The organism is Nonomuraea sp. CA-143628 (genome assembly GCF_050942315.1).
In the GTDB taxonomy this organism is placed as follows: Bacteria; Actinomycetota; Actinomycetes; order Streptosporangiales; family Streptosporangiaceae; genus Nonomuraea.
In genome coordinates this window covers 1,549,873-1,569,428 of the sequence record NZ_CP192072.1, presented here as the reverse complement: position 1 = coordinate 1,569,428, position 19,556 = coordinate 1,549,873, and the positions used below count along the sequence as shown (strand labels likewise).

Here is a 19,556-nt window from a genome sequence, read left to right as displayed (position 1 = left end):
GTTGTCCTTACTCGTCCGAGCCGTAGGCGACCGGGCGGAGACGCTCAAGCTCGGCACGGAACTCGGCGCGAAGGCGGTCGACGGTGGCGTCGTCCGCGAAGCAGGCGTCCAGACCGGCCAACGCGTACTTCTCGGCGTCCTCGACGGTCCATCCGAGATGCGCGGCCGCATCGATGAAGTCCTCATGGAGCTCCGGCCCGATGAGCGCCGGGTCGTCGGAGTTGAGGCACATGTTCAGCCCGGCCGCGGCCATCGCCGCGACATCGCGGCGTCGGCCCTCCACCTCGAGCTCGGGGTAGTCGATGAACCAGCACGCCGAGTAGGGGATCTGCGAAGCAACGGTGCGCGACAGCAGGTCGGGATCAAGCAGTGCGGCGTATCCGTGGTCGATGCGGTCCACCCGGAGAAGGTCCAGGCACTCCACCATCTCGGTGGGGTCGCCGTGCTCTCCCGCGTGCGCCGTCAGCTTGAGGCCCGCCTCGCGGGCCAGGTCGTACGCGGCCACGAACTCGGACGGCCGCCCCGCCAACTCGTTCGAGTCGAGGCCGATCGCCACCACCTCATCGTGAGGATGCGCGAGCACTTCGCGGACGAGGTTGAGCGCCGCTTCGCCACCCAGCTCGCGATTGATCGCGACGATGACCCGCGACTCGACGCCCGCCTCGGCCCGGGCCTCGCGCGCGCCGGCGAGGATCCCGTCCATCATCTCGGCGTAGCTCAGCTCGGGATGGTTCTGCGGGTTGAAGGCGATCTCGCGGTATCGGAGCCCTCCTTCGGCGCCGGCGAGAAGGCTTTCATAGGTGACCGCCCTGAAGTCATCCCGCGTCTGCATCGAGTTCGACACCGCGACGTAGATCTCGAGCCCCTCGTCGAAGTCGCGGAAGAGATACCGGTCACCCCCGTCACGCGCTCCAGCGGGGAGGGTGACGCCGTGGCACTTGGCCAGACGGCGGGCCATCTCCGGAGGCACGCATCCTTCGAGATGACAGTGCACCTCGGCCTTCGGCAGCGCGCGGAGATATTCCGCGCTCAGAGGCTGCCGAGTGGGCGATGCTGTCGGGTTGGGCTCTGCACTCACGTCATCTCCTCCTCGTTGAGATTGCACGAGATTAGGTGACACTGAACTTCGTGTCAATAAAACGTTTTAATGATCTATCCAGAGGAGCCATTAGTGCTCCACCGCCAGGCATGATGGACTGCTGCGCGATCTACCCTGCCATCGAAGATCAAGTGACACTTAACAAAATGCTTGCCGAAGATCGCTGGCGACGGAGCGGGGACCCGCGACCTTCCGGTGAATCCAGCGATGTCAGCGCGGGCCGAGTGACCCGGGTTCCGACATCATGCCAGAACAGACCGACATGTTGGTAGGTCTGTACCGAAAGGAGTAGGAAGCGCCCAACCGGGCTTGGACATCGACGACCTACGGGCGCGCTGCGATGCGCCCTTGCAGCAACTCGTCGAACAGCGCGACCCCGGCCTCGACGTCAACCTCGCCAGGGTCTGCGAGCCACTGCGTCTCCAGACCCTCGATGACCGCCAGCAGCAGGGCGGCCAGCATCCGGGGATCAGCGTCCGGCTTGAGTTCGCCGTTGGCGATCGACGTCTCGAAGGCCACCGTGAGTGCGGCCCGCAGACGGCGCGAACGGTTCACCAGCCAATCGTGAGCAGGATGTTCCGGATCCACGGCTTCGGACGCCAGGGCATGAGCGAGGAGGATCAGATCGCGACCCTCGAGGATCCGGCTCAGCCTCGCCCGCACGCCGGCGATCAGTGTGGCCACCGAGTCGGCGGCGGCATCCGTCTCCATCGCCAGATCGACGTCGCGTTCATCCAGCAGGGCCGTAAGGATCGCCTGCTTGTTGGGAAAATGGTGCAGCACACCGGCGCGTGACAGTTCTGAACGTCGCGCGATCGCGTCAAGCGTCGCGGCGCGATACCCACGGGCAGCGAATACGGCGTGCGCCGCATCCAAGATCCGCCGGCGGGCGAGTTCCCCATCGCTCATCGAGGAGAGTGTGCGAGCCATGGCGCCAAGGGTAATGGGGACCGCCGTGCTTCATGCCCAGCCACGTCCCGGTCTGGTCGACGGCGACGATGCGCTTGTAGTGCTGGACGGTCTCGTCCCCCACCGACGCCAGGCTGCCCCAACCCCGCGTTGTCGACCAGGACGTACAACGCCCCGGTCCGTCTGACCTCGCGCGCCACGGACTGCACCGCGGGGCGCCGAGGAGGCGCCCGTTGACGCGCCGCCCGTCGCTAACTAACTTGAGTTCAGTTTGATTCTGCGGTTCGGACCAGGAAGAGAGCGGTGCGTGAGCGGAACGGAGCCGGGAGCCGGACCCCTGGCGGGAGGAGCGCGCATGCGCACGCTGGAGAAGCTCAACCCCTCCGGCCGACTCGGGACGACTGATGAGGTCGCATCGATCGTCACGTGGCTAGGCTCGGAAGCGGGGGCGTTCTACGCCGTGGACGGGGGGTTCACCGCACGATGACGCACTGGAGAGCGAGGTTCGACGACCGGGTGGCCGTGGTCACCGGCGCCGCATCGGGGCTGGGGCGGGCGGTGGCCGAGCGGCTCGCGGAGGAGGGGGCCCACGTCGCACTGCTGGACGTCGACGCGGCCGGCCTGGAGGAGGTGGCCGCGACACTCCCCCGCGGCGTGCCGTACGTCGTCGACGTGAGCAACGCTGCCCAGGTACGCGAGGCCTTCGCCGCGGTGGTGGCCGCACACGGTGGCGTGGACCTGCTGTTCAACAACGCCGGGGTGGTCGGCGAGCAGACACCGGTGCACCTCACAACCGACGAGACCTGGGCACGGGTCATGGGCATCAACGCTGACGGTGCCTTCTACGTGCTGCGCTCGGCGTTGGAAGCCATGGTCGCCTCCCGAGGCGGTGCGGTCGTGAACACCTCGTCGAGCTCGGGTCTGTCCGGCAAGCGCAACATGGCGCCGTACAGCTTCAGCAAGGCCGGGCTGGTCGGACTCACGCGCTCCGCCGCGATCGAGTACGCCGACCGGGGCATCCGGGTCAACGCGATCGCGCCCACGGCTGTGCGCACCCCGCTGGTCGAGGCGCACATCGCGCAGGCGCCCGACCCGGAGGCCATGGAGCGGTTGCTGACCACGCAGACGCCCATCCCCGGGCTCCCGACGCCCGAGGACGTGGCTGCGGTCGTCGCCTTCCTGCTCTCGGACGAGGCCCGTTGGATCACCGGGCTGACCGTCCCCGTCGATGGCGGCTACCACGCCATCTGACGGCCTGCTCCCGTCCTGCGGGCGCCAGGTGCCCGGCAACGCGTGCAACCTGCCCGGCCAGATCCTCACCAAGGCGAACGTTACTCAGCCGTGTCCGCGGCCCGGTAAGCCGATGCGACCCGGATGGCGCACGTCGTCCCGATCGCGAGCAGGACAGCGACCCCGGTGACAACCCGCAGGAGACCGTCGGCGGAGGAGGACGCTGCGAAGTAGACGCTCCCAAGCCCGGCGACGGCGGTCACCCCGGCGAGCAGCGTACGGGACGAACGCCAGCCCCGCTTGAAGCGGCGAATACCCCAGCGTGGTTTGGAGGTGGAGAGTCAGGCTGAGCAGGAAGACGGTGTAGCAGCCCATGATGATCCAGCAGGCCGTCAGCCCCGGCTTCACCCCGTTCGGCCGCAGCACCGCCAGGTCCAGCAGCGGATGCCGCGCTTTGGTCTCATACCGGACAAACCCCACCAGCAGCGCTGCGCCACACACCAGCGAGGTCCATGCCCATACAGGCCAGCCGTGGTCATGGCCGAAAATGAGCGGGGCAGTGACCGCGGTCATGGCGACGGTAAGGACCGCCACTCCGCCAAGGTCGAGACGCGCCTGCGCGTCTGTGCGGGAGTTCGGCAGCAGGCGTGGGCCTACAACCAGCAAGATCACGCCGATCGGGATATTGATCAGGAAGACGGGCCGCCAGGATAGGCCGACGAGGTCGGCGCTGACGACCAGCCCTCCGATGACCTGCCCCAGCGCGACTCCCAAGGCGAGCACCATGCTGTAGAGGCCGATCGCCCTACGGCGTGCCCCACCCTCCCAGTGCACCTGGATGAGCGCGAAGATCTGCGGGGTGAGCAGCGCCGCCCCCATGGCTTGCACGATGCGGGCGAGCACCAGCACGGTCGCGTCTGGAGCCAGGCCGCACAGCAGCGAAGCGCCGGTGAACCAGCCAAGCCCGAGCAAGAACGCACGTCGCTGTCCGACAACGTCACCGATCCGCGCACAGGTGACCAGGAGCACACCGGTGGTCAACAGGTAGCCCGACACGATCAGCTGGATCGCGGCACCGTCGGCGTGGAGCTCGTCACGAATGGTCTCCGCCGCCACTGACACGATCGAACCGTCCATGGACGCCATGACCTGCCCGGTGAGCAGAACGGCGAGCATCCGGCCCCGGCGGGCAGCCGTCATCGACGGAGGAGCAAGAGCGATCATGCATCCAGCATCTGCCGTACGTGCCCGCTCGGTCTTGAAGAAATTTGCGGACCACAACCGCGTGCGGGTCAGTCGCGCGCTGACGTACATGGACCAAGGCGAGACCGACCTCGCCGCGCTTGCGATCAGACTCGGGTTCAACGACCAGTCCCACTTGACCCGGGTCATGCGCGACGAACTGGGTCACACGCCCGGCCAGCGGGCCTGGCCGCGCTGATGGAGCTCCTGCTGCCGGGGGATCTTCCAGCTCAGCCGGTCGCGCTGCCGTGGCATCTGCCAGGCGTGGTACGGCGACAACGTCTGAACGAGCGTGATCAGGCGTGTTCACGAGCACGGCTGACCTGCGGCGCGAGAGCTACTTCGACGATCGCTTCCCTACTCAGGGGCGATCGTTTCCGGGGAGTAGGTTCAGTTCACGTTTGATCGCCTCACGTATGACATTGTGCTGCGGCCTCGCCGAGCCGATCCATGTCGGAGAGGAAAGCCAGTCGGACGCGAACTCCGACCTCCACCAGCGCCCTGACACCACCCGGGCCTTCCCGGGCGCCCGCTCCGTGGCTCCTGAACCAGCCGCGTCTGCCCGTACTCGAGCGGGTGCCTTGAGCTGAATCACTCGCGATCTACGCCGCTGAACTGAGCTGGAACGAGTTCGCAAGGGGCGACCGATCCGCGAATGACCGAGACGCTGCCTCCGTTGCTCTTCGCCACGTCGCCGTTGGCGGAATGCATCTGGACGACAAGCGTCTCGTCCGGCCCGAAATCCTTCGGGTCGATCCAGAAGTCTCTTGAGTCCTCGGCTTGTCTCAGCGGCATCCGGTTCGGCTGCGGCACGATCTGGCCTCGGGGCTGGCGGCAGGCCTGACCGTAAGGAACATAGTCGATTACCGCTGGCACACCCTCTTCTCGCAGCCTTTTCTCCAGGTCCTTGGGCCTGACGAACTCGTTGATCCGCACGGTGACGGTCCCGTCGGGATTCTTGATGACAGCGAACGCCGGCGTTTCCGACGCCAGCGGTACGGCGACCGCCATCGCCGCGGCCACCGCGGCGGCCAGCCCTGCCGCAGCCACCAGCCGGCGTGCGGGCCGATGCGCCGGCCGGGGTTCCCAGGAGATCGTGGCGGCCTCTGCGCGCAGTTCCTCGAGCAGCTTGTCCTTGAACGACACCGCTATCACAGTCCTTCCGTCACGAGAGCTTCCGCTACGCCGGGTACCTTCCGCAGAGCCCGGCGGGCGCGATGCAGCCGGACTCTGGCCGTCCCGACCCTGATGTCCAGGCCCTGGGCCGCCTCTGCCACCGTCAGTTGGTCGATGACCACGAGCTCGAGCAACGCCCGTTCCCCTTCCGGCAGGTCGGCCATGGCCGACAGTGCACGCCGGGCGGGCTCCTCGGCGTCGATGCGATCGGTCAGGTCGGCGATGTCGTCGCCGTCGAGCAGCCGGCGCGCGACGATCCGTTCGACGGCGCGTGCCTCGCGCTCGTTGCGGCGTCGTTGGGCCAACAGCACGTTGCGCGCAACCCCGTACAGCCATCCGGTCTCGCTGCCTCGTCCTGGCCGGTAGGTGTGCCGGGAGTGCAGGGCCGCAAGGAATACCTCCGCTGTGAGGTCGGCCACCGTGTGCGGGTCGGCTGTCCGCCGTGCGACGAACCGCGTGATCATGTCGAAGTGCCGCAGGTAGAAGTCTTCGAAAGCCTCCGTCCGCCTTAACGGGTCCGCCGGTTCCTCCTGGTCGGGCCGCACGAGCTGGGCTCCCTTCGTTCAACAGTGCTTACACCATGTACTTGACCGAAGCTTGCGATGCATTACGAGGCAGGTGACGCGGGCGAGCGCCGGCCCGCGCTGGCGGGAGCGCCGATCCGGACGGTGCTCGTCGGCCAGTGATCACCAAAGGCGCTCGCACGATGAACGCCGTCTTCAGCGACAGCCGACACAGGTAGAGAGCCCGAGTGAGATGGCTCCCGTCGACTTCCAGACATGGGAAAAGGGGCCTCTGGATCACTCCAAAGACCCTTCTCACCTGCATCTTCCTGGCGGGGTGTCGCTGTTCCAGGAGAAGACGGAGAGCGATCTCACCGACCCGCGCGCAGAGCCTGAATGAACCAGCCGAACAGCGGCGCCATGCTCGGCGGCACCGGCCAGCCGTTGATCATCGCGAGGAGTTGCAGGTAACGCTCGGCGAGCGGTTCGTCGGCCGTCTCCAGGCGGTCCAGCATCCAGTCCCGCAGGTGAGCGTCGTCGGCGCGGCCGAAAGTCTGCGCGTATCGGGTGGCGAGGGTGCCGACGATGGCGGCCGCCTGCGGCGACGCGGGGTCCACACCCGCGGCCATCGCCGCGCCGACGCGGTCGCGGACCTCCTCGGTGAGCTCGTGGTGCAGCCCCGTGGTGTCGCCCTGGGCGCGCTCGGCCGCCTGGTACTCGGCCAGCCGACGGATCGCCGCGCGAAAATCCGGGTCCTGGACCAGTTCGGCCAGCTCCACCCAGGCGTCCACCTGCGCGGGATCAGGGTCGTCGGGCAGATCCGGCATGGCCGAGCGCATCATCGCGACCCACTCGGGATTGGCATCGAGACCGTCCAAGACCTCGTCGATGAAGTCGGTGACGAGGCGGTGGCGTTCCTCGTTGGAGAGTTTGGCGAGCCTGTGCATGAGTTCCGTCTCCTCTAACGTCGACCCCCGTCTGGCCACCGCGCGCAGCACGGCTCGGCGCAGCCGCAGGATGCGGATCTGCACGTCCAGCGCCTCGGCGTACTCCTCGGCCACCTGCACCACCGGAAGATCACGTTCCAGCAAGCGCTGCACGGTGGGCAGATCGATCCCCAACTCGCGCAGCGCGCGCACGAACTCCAGCCGGGCCAGCGCGCCGACGTCGTACAACCGGTAACCAGCGGGACTGCGGGTGGTGGGCGGTACGAGCCCGCGGTCGGAGTAGAACCTGATCGCCTTCACCGTGAGGCCGGTGCGCCGGGCCAGGTCTCCGATCGTCAGCAGCACGTCGCCGTCCATGCGCACACTCTGCCGTCTCCCTTCAGGGGAGACTCAACCCAAAAGCCGGGATCTTCATGGCATGTGACCCGCCGCCACCGTCACGTGCATCGGGACGTGGCCTGGCGGTGGTCTTGCTTACGCGACGCGCCCGCGAACCGGCCCGTCATCGCGACCGCGCGGGCCGAACTCGGTGGCCGCCTGGCTGGAACGTCTGGCGTTGTTCGTTCGTCATCCGCGCCACCGTCACGTGTGCGCTGCGGAGGCGCCGGAAATATCACATCATGCCCGGGTGTCTGCGAGACTCCGGAAGCCATGAAGATCTTGTGGATCGTCTGTGTCCTCGTCCTGGCGGGCTGCACTGCAGCCCCAGCGGGCACCGTGCCGAAGACAGCGGCGGCGAGCACGACCCCTTCCTCGTCGCCCACGGAGAGCGACCTCGAGGAGGAGAAGGCCTCTGACGACAGCGCCAGCACGGTGCTCGACGTGGCGGTGGCGGGTCCGGACGCGGCCTGGGCGGCCGGCTATGCCGTAACAGTGGAGGACGAGCCGTCCGACGGCGTGCTCCTGCGGATGGACCGCGACGGATGGCGTGTCGACCAGCGCCTGCGCGAGCGATTCCCCGACGCGATCGACTCCATCGTGTCAGGCGTGGACGCCGACGGACCGGACGAGGTCTGGGCAGTCGGCGACAGCGGCGACCTCGACGAGGACTTCGAGGAGGTGCGGCTTCCCTTCGCCCTGCGCTGGGACGGCCTGCGTTGGAAGACGTTCAGACCTGCCCAGCTCCCGAAGGTCGGCGCGCTGGCCGACGTCGCCGTGGACGGTTCGCGGGCGTTCCTGATCGGCAGGCGCGGGGAGGGCAAGACGGCCGTCCCTGTCCTCGTGACCTGGAACGGCAGGCGTTTCGGCGAGCAGGAAGTCCCGCGCGGAGGCAGATTCCACGCCGTGGACGCCGGAGCCGGGCAGGTATGGATCGCGGGCAGCTCGTCCAGCGGGCGATGCGCTGATTCGCGCCCGGCGATCTGGCACAGCGCGACTCCCGGCAGCGCACCGGTGGAGATGCGGCTGCCCGCGCTGGGCCGTGGCATGCTGCGGCACATCTGGCAGAACCGGCCGTCCGACGTGTGGGCCGTGGGTGAGCGCGGCACCTCGGGAGACTGTGACGAGTACGGCACAGGCAAACCGCTGATCCTGCACTGGAACGGAAGCTCCTGGAAGCAGGTCGAACCCCCCAGGTGGAAGGGCTCGCTGTACGGCGTCGCCGCCGTCGGCGAGGACGACGTGTGGGCGGTGGGCTACGAACAGGACGTGACGACCGAAGTCACGTTGCTGCACTACGACGGGCGAGGGTGGAAGCGCGAGGCCGGGTACACCGAAGGCGGCTCGAACGTCTCCGGCCTCGCCCGGGTAAACGCCAACCTGCTGCTGGCCGCCGGGGACCGCTGAGCCGACCGTTCTCTCCTCAACGTCTCTCCTCAACGTCTCTCCTCAACGCGATCGGCATTCCAGCGGCCACCGCGCGATCTTACGCTGAGTGAGGTGAGTGCGCGGTCAGGCTCCGCGTCCGATCGTGACGGCTGGTCAAGGCGAGGGGTGTGAAGCCGGATCCCTGGGAGGCCCGACCGCGAGCGAGAACCGAACCTTCGAGGCCCCCTGAGCTCCCGCTCGGTGATAGAAGCGGATGGCGTCAACATTCCAGTCGGGTGTCTGCCACTGCACCTCCCCGATGCCACGGCCCTCCGCGCTGCGCTGCACGGCGTCGAGGAGTGCCCGCCCCCAGCCTTCCCCACGGTAGGGCTCGGCCACGAACAGGCAGTCCATGTGGACAAATGCCGCCGCTTGCCAGGTGGAGAACTCCAGCGAGCAGGTGGCGTAGCCGATCACTTCGCCGCCACGGTCGGCCACCAGGCACCAGGCTTTGGGGTTCTCTGAGAACAACACGGGTCCCAGCCGGTCCGCGAGATCGGCCGGGACCGGACCGGATCGCTCAAAGGCGGCATGCTCTGTACATAGTGCGGCCACCGCAGGCAGGTCGTCCGGTACAGCGGGGCGGACGCTCCCTGTCGGCGGCGCGGCGGTGACGATCCCGTCCGCGCGGGGAAGCCCGCCGGCCTGGTTGCGGTCGGCGCCTGTGGTGCCGGGCGGGAGAGTGCTGTAGCTCATGTGCAGAACGCTAGGGCCCGCAACCGACTACCGGAACCCGGCCGCGACAGCTTGCCGCTCATCTCGTTCCTCCCGCCGTCCCTGCCCCGTCCGCGGTCCGCAAGGACGCCCCGCGTCCCAACCCCAGACTTCAAGGCCGCAACCGGCCCGTCCGCCGTGTGCACCATGGTGCCGCTGCTCAGCAGACAGGTATGCAGATCCACCCGCAGCACACCCGTCCACAACAGGTGAAACAGCGTTGGCAGCACCGCCAGCACATCGCCGGCCTCCTCCGCGCCTGCCCGCAGTGGGCGTGGCAGACGAAAGACGCTTTGCAGGTGCCCGCTCACCTCATCGCGGACGCATCGCGTGTGCCGGTAACGGGCCAGCCACCGCACGTTCGCCATGAACACCGGGTCAGGGACGCCCAGATGCTCAAACTCCCAGTCGGCAGTTGCGCAGGCCTCGGTCGTGGCCGCGAACGCCTCTGCGGTTCGCTCGTTCACCTGGTCCGCCGCGCGGACATCAATCACCCTCGCGCGGCCGTCCGCCAGCCGTACGAAGTAGTCGGGCGCGTGACGGCGAGCCTCACCGTCTCTCCTGGAATTCGGGTGTCCCTTCCAAAGAGAGTTGGCGGGAGGGACACGCGCTGACTCGCGGCACGTCACCTTGGTTTGGACGTTTCCGAACGCAGTCGTTCAGGTCTTCCTGTCGGTGAGAAGGTGTCTCCGCTGACCATGACACGAAGGCATCACGGCCCTGGGGCACCGGCCCCGCTCAGCCTCGCGCGCCTATTCGTCCACGTCCGGATAGTTCGCCTTGCGCGCCAGCCACCACCAGCCGTCACTCAGCCGAGTGCACCAGTAGTAATCGTCGAATGTGGTCTTGGTGAGATCACAGGGGCTTACCCGCGCGGCGTCAGGCCGGTCATAGATGTAGAGGAACATGTTCTCCGACACTTCCTCGTTCGACAGGCCCATCATGAGAACACGTCCGGGATAAAGCTCGATCGGCACATCCTGCGTACTGAGATGATCAAAGTGCAGGACATCAAACTCATCAGGCGGATGCACCCAGCCGCCCGAAGGCATGTCCGCCGACAGCTTCCTGTCCTTGGCCAGCTGGGCCAGCGCGGTGAACTTGCCGTGATGGACCGCGAACCACGTACGCCCGAAGATCCCGTTCCAGGGCAGCACCACAACGGCGGCACACAGGACGACCGCCGCACCGGCCGCGACGTAACCGCGAATGTCACCACGGCGGCGTACAAGTCTCTGCGCCCACCACGACGTGGAAAGCACGGCCACGACGAACGCGATCCCAAGGATCAGCTGCTCGATGATCCGATCGTAGTACTCCAGCCACAGCAGATACCGTCCAGCCACGACCACGAGCCAACTCGCCACCATGGTCGCGGTCAACGCATACGATCGCTTCTCGATCACGCCTCCGGACCCGGTCGGCGAGCGGCACTGCTCCACGTAAGGACGGCCTCCCGCCAAACCTGTGAATCCAACCCGCGCACTGCAACCCGCCTCACCTCATGGGACACCGCACATGTCCGGCCCTCTGCGGCGACGATGTACCAGACCTCGAACGCGCTGTCCGTGAGGTGCAACGGGCATCAAGCCCCAGCAGTCACTCAACCTTCGGTGAGACACCGTAGCCGTCATCAACCTTCGATGACAATGCTCAGTTTTCGCTGCGACAGGACACCAGGAAACACGAAGTCCCGTCCGATTCAGATGATCGGACGGGACCCAGTCAACTTCCTTCGAGCCATCTCAAGAACGACTCTGGGTGGGCCGTTCACAAGTGTGTGCAAGCAGGGGCGGAGAGCGTTTGGAAGATCACTTCCCGAGCTTAGTGTGATCGTCTCCCTGAGTGCGTATCGGTTCCTGCGCTGCTGAACGGATCTTCGCCGCGTCGGCCAGATCCAGCAGTACCGCACAGCCCTGCCGCAGGGGTACTGCGATGAGATCCCACGTGTCCGGGTCCAGGGCCGGCGCGAACCGGCCGACCAGCGGGTGCCCCGCATCATGCCGTCCGGACCCTGCACCTCCCGAAGGGCGCCTGGCTGTGTCCCGTTCCCAACCACGACTCGGCCGTGCGGAGGATGTGGTGGGCGCAGGCGACTTGGTCACGCCCAAGAGCGCACGTGCCCCAGCCTCTTCACTCAGCCGGATGCCGTCTCGGAATGTCCGAACGGGCTCAAGCGGTCGGTCAGGAAGGCGACGATCTCGTCCCTGGCCTTCACCGTGGGATGCCCTTCTGCATCGACAAGGTGGGCGGTGACCACGCTGTGGGGAGTCCCGACCACGTCGGCGAAGAACGGCGGCGGGCTGGTGTTCGCGGAATTGCCCGGAAGCACGCGACCGTCGAAGGCATCGCCGAGGAGTGCCCGGTAGGCGGCGAAGCGCTGGCCGGTGCACCAGCGATCGCTGTCGAAGCGGTAGGCGAGAACCTTCAGCCCGTCGCGCGCGATGCGGTCTCGGACCTCGCGCGCGTCCTCGTCGCTGATCTCGAGTCCGGCGGGATCATCCAGCGGCAGCGACGGGTGGTTGACCACTGGCGCGATGACAGCCGGCTCAAGCGTCATGGTGAGAGCGAAGTTGCCGGTGAAGCACAGTCCGATCGCGCCGACTCCCGGACCGCCGCATTCGGCATGGGCTTGGCGCGCGAGCCCACGTAGCCATGCCGTGACGGGGCTGGTCCCACCTCCGGCGAACGCACGGAACTCGGCACTGACACACGCGCGGCGGAGAACCTCCGTACCACCCTCGACCGTGGGATAGGCGCCGTCGATCCCGAAGAGCGAGGGGACATAGACGGTGAAGCCCGCATCCCGCAGCCACCGCGCCAGCCGAAGGACGTCAGGACTGATGCCGGGCATCTCCGGCATCAACACAACGGCCGGCCCGCAGCCCGCCACGTAAACCGTCTTCACCACCCCCTCCACGTCCACGAGTCGGCGGGAGAAGTCCATGATCATGTCGTCAAGTCGTCCGCTGGCAACGCTCATGGTGACAGCGTGGACCTATGCACCTGCACAAGGTGAGAGGCCAGATCGCCATGGATGGGGGTAATCTCGCCACTGGCTGATGGTGAGGAGGCGAGCATGAGCACGCTGCGGGTTGGCGTCCTGGCCTATCCAGGCTGCTTCGCGTCCGAAGTGTTCGGCGTACCCGATCTCCTGACGATGGCCACGCACGTTGCCGGACCGGACGGCTCCGGATACGAAGTGTCGATCGTTTCGCCTCGTCGTCGTATCGCCGCATCAGGTGGTGCGGCACTGGACGTCTCTCCGCTGCGCGAGGTGGATGTCCTTGTCGTGCCAGGGTTCGAGCTCCTGCCGAGCCTGGATGTGGACGCGAAGCTCGCACCCCTCGCCCCTGAGATTGCGGCGATCCGCTCATACGCTGCCGCGGGCACTGCCGTCGTCTCGATCTGTGTCGGTGTGTTTCTGCTCGCCGAGGCTGGTCTCCTCAACCGACGCCGGGCCACGACGGCCTGGCTCCTCGCGGACGAACTGGCTCGACGCTGTCCGGACGCTGACATCCGGCCCGAGTGTCTGGTCGTCACCGACACGGGGGTGACGACGACGGCGGCCTTCAGCGCCATGTACGACTTCGCGCTGGATCTGATCCGCCGGCACAGCGGTGCCGGCGTGGCACGGACGACCGCGCGGGTGGCGCTCCTCGACGATGCGCGATCGTCCCAGACTCCGTACGTGGACGCGCGACTTCTTCCGCAGCCCGGAAACGAGTTCTCCCACAAGGTCATGCGACGGCTCGACCAGAACCTTGCCGCGCGATACGACCTCGCCGCGTTGTCGGACACGTTCAAGGTCAGCACTCGGACACTGCTGCGGCGCTTCGCGGACGAGACCGGCCAGAGTCCGCTGGAGTACCTGCAGTCGTCGCGTGTCCGTCGCGCCCGCCACCTCCTTGAGACCACGAACCGAACCGTCGCCGGCATCTCCGCCGCGGTCGGGTACAGGGACCCCAGCACGTTCGCCGCCCTCTTCGCCAAGCACACCGGACGGCGCCCGGGAGACTATCGCTCGGCCTTCCGCCGTGTTGACTGATCTTCCGGCCCCGACGTCCTAGCCTGGACACGCTCGCCGTGTGGTGCCGCTGAGCGCCAGGCTCGTCTGTCAACAGGACCGAGTAGCCCGGTAGGCCCTGGTGGGATGTTCACGAGTGGGTGCAGCCTGGGAGGAAGGAGGTGATAGAAGATCGCTTCCCGAGTTCAGTCTGATCGTTTCCCGGATGTGGGGCCGGTCGACCCTTTGGCGCGGATGGCCACCACCGCCAGTACGGCCATTGCCCCGAGACAGAGCCAGGCGAAAACGTCGCCGACCCGCGCGTACAGCGTCGGAGAACCGGTGACAGGCACGTACACGGTCATCGTCTGCTGTCTCGTGGCGAAGTAATCGGCCGAGGTGAGCATTCGGCCCTGCGGATCGAAGACGGCGGACAGGCCGTTGCTGGCTTGACGAATCAGCGAGTAGCCGTTTTCCACCGCTCGGATGGCTGCCTTCTCGGTGTGGGTGGCGCCGAAGCCGTACCAGTCGTTGGACGGCACCAGCATCAAATCCACGTCGTCGGCCTGCCTCATCAGGGCGGGGAAGTCGGCGTCGAAGCAGATGACGTTGGACAGGCGGCCGAACGGGGTGTCGGCGGTCGGCACCCGACCGTCCCCAGGATCGAACGGATCCATGCCCGGCACCGGATGGGCTTTCTCATACGTCCATCGGGCCTGTCCTGCCGGATCGACGAGTACCGTCTCGTTACGCATGTACGGCGGCGCGCCCGTGATCACGATCAGTCCGGCGTTCACATAGCTGCCGGTCCTGACCGCGATTGCGGCGATCTGGTCGATCAGCCGCTGCCTGTCGGCCTCGCGTGCCGCACCGCCTGCCTCCGGCCAGACCACGATCTCGGCTCCGGCGTTCGCCTCCCGTTCAGTGGCAGCCAACAGCGAGTCGTTGACAGGGGTGAACGCCTGCCGGACCAAGGCGGGCTCCGCGTGGGCGAGTCGTTCGGGCGTGGGGTAGCCGTTCAGGACTCTGTTGGATGTCTCCAGCACCGAACGCACCGGGCTCACCCCGGCCACCCGTACGGTTTCACCAGCGGGTGCCGCGAGTGCCAAGCGCATGCTTCCGCCGACGATCACCAGCGCCAGTACGGCCCCGAAGGGCGACACCCGCCGCCAAGCGAACCCATCCTGCCAGACGTGATTGCAGACGGCGGCGAACCAGGCGATGAGGAAGCTGACGCCGTAGCCACCGGTCACCGAGACGAGCTGGAGCAGCGGAAGGTTGTCGTGCTGGGTAGCGGCCAGCGAACTCAGGATGTTGCCGACCGGGCTGACGCTCGCCAACGCGTATTCCACGCCGACCACCCCTGCCGGGAAGACAAGCGTGGCCCACGGGCCGGGCAGGCGCACCGCTATGAGACGGTCCAGAAGGTACGGCACCACGCTCGCCAGCGCCATGACCAGGGAGAGCATCAACACTGGGCTCAACACCGGCAGCCCGCTCTCATAGAGCCAGAACGTGGTGGCCACCATGGTGGCGAGTGCGATGCCTCCCATCGCGGGCAACGCCCGGCTTGTGCGGGAAAACCGTAACAGCAGGATCAGATAGACCCATGCCGCCCCGGCCACCTCCCACCGGCCGTGTGCGGCCACGAGTGAGAGAGCGGTTCCGGCGGCGAGGACCCCCCAGCGAGTCAGTCGATTCATGCGGAAAATCTAAGAAGCGTGAGCCTCGCCTCCCAGCCTGCATTCCCCCGAACCACGGGTAGGGGGCACCGGCATCACCGATGCCGGCTCCGAAAAAAACCAACCGTGTCATCCCCACCAGGCTGTTCACCACGCCCACACGGCTGCGTGACAGCGCCTAAGCCACTCATCTGGTGTCCTGCGCCTGAAATCCGCCAATGGCGCCGTTAGAGATCCCTTCCCACGCAGACGTTGATCGTTTCCCGCATACACTGCCAGAGGGGGTGGCTGAGGCGTCAGGGAATGGGAGCCGAAGCACGCGGCGGGGACGCGTAGCGGAGTTCAGCTGTGTCTGCGGCTTCGTAGCGCCGCAGGATCTGCGAGATCAGCGACAAGCCGCGTGGCAGGTCATCGCGGATGAGTACGTCGGCCGAGGCCTCTGGCGACAAGCGCGCTGCCACGCACACCGCCATTAGTGGACTGATGCGACGAATAGGGGGTCTTGGCGGCTCAGGGATACCTGGGATACCGACCGCCGAATACCTCATGCAGGGTCCGCGGTAGCACGTCCCGGCTGGTCGGCGCTGGTCGATCAGCTCAGAGACAGACGCGGTAGCGGATGTGGGTGGCCTCCGGTGTGTCAATCACCCGGACGATCTCCAACTCGATCTCCGACGACAAGACATCGAACAGCCGGCGGCCACGACCGAGCAGCACCGGGATCAGATGGATCTGCACCTCGTCCAGCACCCCGGCCTCGAGCGCCCGTTGCCCCGTGTACGCGCCACGCACCTGCACGTCCCGGTCCCCGGCGGCAGCCTTTGCCTGCGCCATCGCGCTTTCGATCCCGTCGGTCACGTACGTCACCAACGGATAGCCCCAGCGGGCGGCCGGGCCGGGCGGCCGGTGACTGGGCACGAAGATCGGGAGACCGTTGTGATCACCGCCCCAATGATCCATGAGCTCGGCAGTCCGCCGTCCCGCGAGGACCGCACCAGCAGCCTTCCATTCGTCCTGAAATTGCCCGACAGGCACGGACTGCTGGCCGGACTCCCCCTTCACGTCCGCCCACTTGTGCAACCGCTCGCCGTCGTCGCCGCCGAGGAAATCGTCGGGATCGGCGATGTACCCGTCGAGGGACACTGACATGTCGAGCACGGATATGGACACTTTGGCCTCCTGTGATCTCGATCCACAATGGCCTTGCCCGGCCTCGCACACCCATGGGCCTGACCCGAGCGGCGGGGCCGACGAACCCGTCCAGCGACATACCTCATATCGAAGATCACATGCTGGCCGGGGCCCTCGGTGGATCACGCTGTGATCGCTAGTTTGGCGGACCCCGGGTGGCAAAGTGGTGTCATTCCGGTGGCACTCACCGCCGAACCGGGCGGGGCGAGAGGGGGTGATGCGCATGCTGGCCGTCGAGCTGCTCGGGCCGCTGCGCGTTTCCGTGGCAGGGAGGCCGGTCGAACTGCCCCCGGGGCGGCAGCGCGTGTTGATGGCGGTGCTGGCGATGTCGGCGGGCCATACCGTACCGACGGACAAGCTGGCGACCGCGGTGTGGGGCACCGATCCGCGCGGCGACCCGCGGGCCAACCTCCGTACCACCGTCAAGCGCGTACGCCGCGCTCTGGGAACCGTCGAGCTGATCACGGCCCGGTCGGGCGGCTACCTCCTGGCGACCGAGCCGGACAAGGTAGACGCGCTACGCTTCGGCCACCTGCTCGATGAGGCCGCGGCGGCACCCGGTCCGGTGGCCGAGCGGTCCCGGCTGGCCGAGGCGCTGGCGCTGTGGCGCGGCACCCCCTTCGACGGGATCCGATCGGACTGGCTAGAGCACTCCGTGGCCCCGGCGCTGCAGGATCGGTACCTGACCGCGCTGGAGCGCCGGGTCGACCTCGACCTGGCACACGGAGCGCAGCCGGACCCGGTCCAGCTGGCCAAGGCCGCAGAGCGGCACCCGCTGCGGGAATCGCTGTGGGTGCGGCTGCTGCGGGTGCTGGAGTCGGCCGGTCGTCCCGCCGAGGCACTGGAGCGGTACGAGACGATCCGGCGCCGGCTCGCCGAGGAGCTCGGCGCCGATCCCAGCCCTGAGCTGCGGCAGGTCCATGCCGATCTGCTCGCCGTCGGCGCCCCGGCGGCCGGGCGCACGGTGCCCAGACAGTTGCCCGCCACCGTCAACGGGTTCGCCGGGCGGGAGGCCGGGCTGGCGGCGCTGGACGAGCTGCTCGGCCCGCCGGAGAAGACGAAGTCCCGGGCGCCGCTGCTCGGCCCGCCGGAGAAGACGAAGTCCCGGTCTCCGTTGATCACGGTGATCTCCGGCACGGCCGGGATCGGGAAGACCACACTCGCGGTGCACTGGGCGCACCGGGTCGCCGGGCGCTTCCCAGACGGCCAGCTCTATGTCAACCTGCGCGGATATGACCCCTCGGGGAAGGCCGTACGACCGGCGGCGGCTATCCGCGAGTTCCTCGACGTGCTGGAAGTGCCGCCGCACCGGATCCCGGACGGCCTGGACGCGCAAGCCGGGCTCTACCGTAGCCTGCTGGCCGGACGGCGCATGCTGGTGCTGCTGGACAATGCCCGCGACGCCGACCAGATCGCCCCACTGCTGCCTGGGGCGCCCGGCTGCCTGGTGGTGGTCACCAGCCGGGATCACCTCACCGGGCTGGTCATGACGTACGGCGCGCATCCGCTCCCCCTCCGCCTGCTGCCGCCGGACGAGGCAAGGCGGCTGCTGGCCGCCCGGCTCGGCCAGCAGAGGATCACCGCCCAGCCCGCCGCCGTCGAAGAGATCATCCGCCGCTGCGCCGGGTTGCCGCTGGCGCTGGCGATCGTCGCCGCCCGCGCCGCGATCCATCCCACGCACCCGCTCGACGCGCTCGCCACCGAGCTCCAGGACACGCTCGGTGCCCTGGACCGTGCCGCCGACGTACGGGCGATCTTCTCGTGGTCGTACGAGTCGCTCGGCGACGAGGCGGCGGCGCGGCTGTTCCGGCTGGTCGCAGGGCTACATCCCGGCCCGGACAGCACGATCGCCGCCGCCGCCAGCCTGGCGGGCGTCCCGGTCACCCGGGTACGGGCACCACTGGCCGACCTGACCCGCGCCAACCTGCTCACCGAGCACGCCCCAGGCCGCTACTCCTGCCACGACCTGCTGCGCGCCTACGCCTCCGAACTCTGCCAGGCCCGCGACGCGGACCGGGACGCGGCGCGGCGCCGCATCGTCGACCACTACGTCCTTACCGCGTACGCCGCCCAGCGATTGCTTGGCGGCGACATGGAGGGGGACATCGAGACCATCGACCCTGCCGCGCCAGGCCCGGGCGTCTGCGTCACCGCCCTCGCCGGACGCGACGCGACGATGGCCTGGTTCGCGACCGAGCGCCCCGCCCTGCTCGCCGCCCTGGAGCTCGCCGCCGACCTGGGACTCGACCGGCAGGTCTGCTACCTGGCGCGGGCGTTGTTCGTCTTCCTGCATGGGCAGGGCTTCTGGCACGACCGGGCCGAGACCCAGCAGGCCGCCGTGGCCGCCGCCCGGCGGCTGGGCGACCCGGTGGAAGAGTCTCGCGCGTACCGCAACCTGGCCTTCGCGCTGGCCGACCTGGGTCGCTTCGACGACGCCCACCGCAATCTCGACGCCGCCCTGGAACAAGCACATGACGACCCCGCAGGTCAGGCGTGGACGCACTACCACCGCGACATCGTGTACGCCCTCCAGGGCAGGGAGGCCGACGCACTCGATGCCGCCCGCCGCGCCCACGACCTGTTCGAGCAGCTGGGCCACCAGGCGGGCCGGGCCATCGCGCTCACCGACCTCGGCTTCCACCACGGCCGCCTGGGAAACCACGCCCAGGCCCTTGAGTTGTGCGAGCAGGCCCTGATCCTGCACCAGAAGCTCGGCAACCGCCCCCACGAGGCCCACACCTGGTCGTGCCTGGCCGACACCCGCCTCCAACTGGGCGACCCGGCTGGGGCCGTCCCCTGCTACCACCAGGCCCTGGAGCTGTTCCGGGAATTCGGCGACCCGTACGCCGAGGCCAGCACCCTCGCCCACCTGGGCGCCTGCCATTACCTCGCCGGCGACCACCTGGCTGCCCACGAGCACTGGCGCCACACCCACACCCTCCTCGGAGACCACGACCTCTCCGCCACCGACCAAATCCATACCCAGCTGGCGATCATCGACAAGTCCACCGCCGACGCCTTCCGTCGCCGACGCTGACTCGGCGAACGGCG

At 67.9% G+C, this 19,556-nt stretch carries 18 protein-coding genes; 6 read left to right on the top strand and 12 right to left on the bottom strand.

The genetic code is table 11. The annotated features are described in order from the left end of the window. Window positions 1–7: 7 nt before the first annotated feature. Both add and ACQP2T_RS07285 read right to left on the bottom strand, forming a co-directional pair. Window positions 8–1,078, bottom strand: coding sequence for an adenosine deaminase (gene add, locus ACQP2T_RS07290; RefSeq protein WP_433515429.1), 1,071 nt, complete (start codon window positions 1,076–1,078; stop codon window positions 8–10). 345 nt (window positions 1,079–1,423) lie between these two features. Beyond that, a complete protein-coding gene (locus ACQP2T_RS07285; RefSeq protein ID WP_433515428.1) occupies window positions 1,424–2,029 on the bottom strand; it encodes a TetR/AcrR family transcriptional regulator in 606 nt (201 codons plus the stop codon). Between the two features lie 334 nt (window positions 2,030–2,363). Between ACQP2T_RS07285 and ACQP2T_RS07280 the strand changes: the two genes are divergently transcribed. Both ACQP2T_RS07280 and ACQP2T_RS07275 read left to right on the top strand, forming a co-directional pair. Then, a complete protein-coding gene (locus ACQP2T_RS07280; RefSeq protein WP_433515427.1) occupies window positions 2,364–2,495 on the top strand; it encodes a hypothetical protein in 132 nt (43 codons plus the stop codon). After that, window positions 2,492–3,259 (top strand): SDR family NAD(P)-dependent oxidoreductase, encoded by a 768-nt coding sequence (locus tag ACQP2T_RS07275; protein ID WP_433515426.1) that lies wholly within the window; start codon window positions 2,492–2,494, stop codon window positions 3,257–3,259. Before ACQP2T_RS07280 ends, ACQP2T_RS07275 begins: the two co-directional genes overlap by 4 nt. A gap of 84 nt (window positions 3,260–3,343) precedes the next feature. Here the strand turns inward: ACQP2T_RS07275 and ACQP2T_RS07270 are convergent, their stop codons facing one another. Continuing rightward, window positions 3,344–4,462, bottom strand: a complete 1,119-nt coding sequence (locus ACQP2T_RS07270; protein WP_433515425.1) for an MFS transporter — start codon at window positions 4,460–4,462, stop codon at window positions 3,344–3,346. Here ACQP2T_RS07270 and ACQP2T_RS07265 point away from each other — a divergent pair. Next, complete coding sequence (locus ACQP2T_RS07265) at window positions 4,461–4,679, top strand: helix-turn-helix domain-containing protein (protein WP_433515424.1); 219 nt, start codon at window positions 4,461–4,463, stop codon at window positions 4,677–4,679. The two genes, ACQP2T_RS07270 and ACQP2T_RS07265, sit on opposite strands and share 2 nt — an antisense overlap. 392 nt (window positions 4,680–5,071) lie before the next feature. Here ACQP2T_RS07265 and ACQP2T_RS07260 read toward each other — a convergent pair whose 3' ends face one another. The 3 genes from ACQP2T_RS07260 to ACQP2T_RS07250 form a co-directional block, all read right to left on the bottom strand. Further along, the gene (locus tag ACQP2T_RS07260) at window positions 5,072–5,626 is read right to left on the bottom strand and encodes a hypothetical protein (RefSeq protein ID WP_433515423.1); all 555 of its coding nucleotides are present in this window, start codon (window positions 5,624–5,626) and stop codon (window positions 5,072–5,074) included. Between the two features lie 5 nt (window positions 5,627–5,631). Continuing rightward, window positions 5,632–6,201, bottom strand: coding sequence for an RNA polymerase sigma factor (locus tag ACQP2T_RS07255; RefSeq protein ID WP_433515422.1), 570 nt, complete (start codon window positions 6,199–6,201; stop codon window positions 5,632–5,634). Between the two features lie 329 nt (window positions 6,202–6,530). Continuing rightward, window positions 6,531–7,463, bottom strand: a complete 933-nt coding sequence (locus ACQP2T_RS07250; RefSeq protein ID WP_433515421.1) for a MerR family transcriptional regulator — start codon at window positions 7,461–7,463, stop codon at window positions 6,531–6,533. Between the two features lie 294 nt (window positions 7,464–7,757). Here ACQP2T_RS07250 and ACQP2T_RS07245 point away from each other — a divergent pair, with 294 nt between their 5' ends. Next, window positions 7,758–8,891 carry a hypothetical protein gene (locus ACQP2T_RS07245; protein ID WP_433515420.1) on the top strand — a complete coding sequence of 378 codons (1,134 nt, stop codon included), beginning with the start codon at window positions 7,758–7,760 and terminating at the stop codon, window positions 8,889–8,891. Between the two features lie 135 nt (window positions 8,892–9,026). Here ACQP2T_RS07245 and ACQP2T_RS07240 read toward each other — a convergent pair whose 3' ends face one another. From ACQP2T_RS07240 to ACQP2T_RS07225, 4 genes are all read right to left on the bottom strand, one after another. Beyond that, a complete protein-coding gene (locus tag ACQP2T_RS07240; RefSeq protein ID WP_433515419.1) occupies window positions 9,027–9,608 on the bottom strand; it encodes an N-acetyltransferase family protein in 582 nt (193 codons plus the stop codon). Then, entirely contained in the window at window positions 9,605–10,255 is a 651-nt protein-coding gene (locus tag ACQP2T_RS07235; protein WP_433515418.1) for a TnsA-like heteromeric transposase endonuclease subunit, read from the bottom strand. Before ACQP2T_RS07235 ends, ACQP2T_RS07240 begins: the two co-directional genes overlap by 4 nt. A gap of 123 nt (window positions 10,256–10,378) precedes the next feature. After that, window positions 10,379–11,032 (bottom strand): hypothetical protein, encoded by a 654-nt coding sequence (locus tag ACQP2T_RS07230; RefSeq protein WP_433515417.1) that lies wholly within the window; start codon window positions 11,030–11,032, stop codon window positions 10,379–10,381. 731 nt (window positions 11,033–11,763) lie between these two features. Beyond that, window positions 11,764–12,579 carry a dienelactone hydrolase family protein gene (locus tag ACQP2T_RS07225; RefSeq protein ID WP_433515416.1) on the bottom strand — a complete coding sequence of 272 codons (816 nt, stop codon included), beginning with the start codon at window positions 12,577–12,579 and terminating at the stop codon, window positions 11,764–11,766. A gap of 126 nt (window positions 12,580–12,705) precedes the next feature. On the opposite strand from ACQP2T_RS07225, the gene ACQP2T_RS07220 reads away from it, so the two are divergent. Beyond that, window positions 12,706–13,674, top strand: a complete 969-nt coding sequence (locus tag ACQP2T_RS07220; RefSeq protein WP_433515415.1) for a GlxA family transcriptional regulator — start codon at window positions 12,706–12,708, stop codon at window positions 13,672–13,674. A 164-nt stretch (window positions 13,675–13,838) separates the two neighbouring features. On the opposite strand, the gene ACQP2T_RS07215 is transcribed toward ACQP2T_RS07220, so the two are convergent. Both ACQP2T_RS07215 and ACQP2T_RS07210 read right to left on the bottom strand, forming a co-directional pair. After that, the gene (locus ACQP2T_RS07215) at window positions 13,839–15,335 is read right to left on the bottom strand and encodes an apolipoprotein N-acyltransferase (protein WP_433515414.1); all 1,497 of its coding nucleotides are present in this window, start codon (window positions 15,333–15,335) and stop codon (window positions 13,839–13,841) included. A 576-nt stretch (window positions 15,336–15,911) separates the two neighbouring features. Further along, window positions 15,912–16,457 carry a dihydrofolate reductase family protein gene (locus ACQP2T_RS07210; protein WP_433515413.1) on the bottom strand — a complete coding sequence of 182 codons (546 nt, stop codon included), beginning with the start codon at window positions 16,455–16,457 and terminating at the stop codon, window positions 15,912–15,914. Window positions 16,458–16,728: 271 nt separating this feature from the next. Here ACQP2T_RS07210 and ACQP2T_RS07205 point away from each other — a divergent pair, with 271 nt between their 5' ends. Next, window positions 16,729–19,542 (top strand): BTAD domain-containing putative transcriptional regulator, encoded by a 2,814-nt coding sequence (locus ACQP2T_RS07205; RefSeq protein WP_433515412.1) that lies wholly within the window; start codon window positions 16,729–16,731, stop codon window positions 19,540–19,542. Window positions 19,543–19,556: the final 14 nt, after the last annotated feature.